This is a genomic window from Bradyrhizobium sp. P5_C11_2, from assembly GCF_054049755.1.
The window spans coordinates 1-1070 of the sequence record NZ_JBFULT010001082.1 but is presented as its reverse complement, the minus strand read 5'-3'; the positions used below and the strand labels follow the sequence as shown (position 1 = coordinate 1070).

The following is a 1070-nucleotide window of genomic DNA, read 5'->3' as shown; positions in this document are numbered from 1 at the left end:
GCGCAAAGCTGTCCGACATCCTCACCATTCCGGTGTCGAAGTCGAACTGGGCGCCCGACGACGTCAAGCAGGAGATCGACAACAACTGCCAGGGCATTTTGGGTTATGTCGTGCGCTGGATCGACCAGGGCGTCGGCTGTTCCAAGGTGCCCGACATCCACGATGTCGGCCTGATGGAAGACCGCGCGACGTTGCGCATCTCCAGCCAGCATCTCGCCAACTGGCTGCACCAGGGCGTCATCACCGAAGCGCAGGTGATGGAATCCCTGAAGCGCATGGCCGTCGTCGTCGACAAGCAGAACGCGGGCGACGCGCTCTACAAGCCGATGGCGCCGTCCTTCGACGGCGTCGCCTTCAAGGCGGCCTGCGACCTCGTCTTCGAAGGCCGCACGCAGCCGAACGGCTACACCGAATACATCCTCACCGCCCGCCGCCGCGAGGCCAAGGCGGCGGGGTAATCCTGGTTCGACGAATGTCAAAAGTCCCGGCCTGCGCCGGGACTTTTTTGTTGGGCGCCTGTAGCCCGGATGGAGCCAACGGGTCGGCGCGAAGCGCCGCCCGATGACAGGCTCCGCGTAATCCAGGACCGGCGGTGCTTGGGGCAAGATCCCGGATTTCGCTTCGCTCCATCCGGGCTACGCCCGCGGCGGGCGAAACGTCGCGGCGCGAGGAGGAACGGCTGCGCGCCGCTCGCGTTGTCGGGCCATCAACCAACGGGAGATGGTCATGGACTGGAATCGGATCGAAGGAAACTGGAAGCAGTTCAAGGGTTCCGCCAAGGAGAAGTGGGGCAAGCTCACCGACGACGACCTCAACGTGATCGAGGGTCGCCGCGAACAGCTCGAAGGCCGGCTCCAGCAACGCTATGGCTTGGCCCGGGATCAGATCCGTCAGGATGTCGATGCCTGGCTCAAGTCGCTGCATTAGAGCTGGTCTCGTCACGAACGACAAAAGCCCCGGCTCTCGCCGGGGCTTTTTTGTTTTGGGATCCGTAGCCCGGATGGAGCCAACGGGTCGGCGCGAAGCGCCGCCCGATGACAGGCTCCGCGCAATCCGGGACAGACATGGCT

General features: G+C 64.2%; 1 protein-coding gene and 1 pseudogene. Both read left to right on the top strand.

Annotated elements, in window-relative coordinates; translation table 11 throughout:
- Window positions 1–458, top strand: a pseudogene (locus tag ACXJL8_RS41825) (malate synthase G); the annotation flags it as partial.
- A gap of 268 nt (window positions 459–726) precedes the next feature.
- Window positions 727–927, top strand: a complete 201-nt coding sequence (locus ACXJL8_RS41820) for a CsbD family protein (RefSeq protein ID WP_456621721.1) — start codon at window positions 727–729, stop codon at window positions 925–927.
- Window positions 928–1070: the final 143 nt, after the last annotated feature.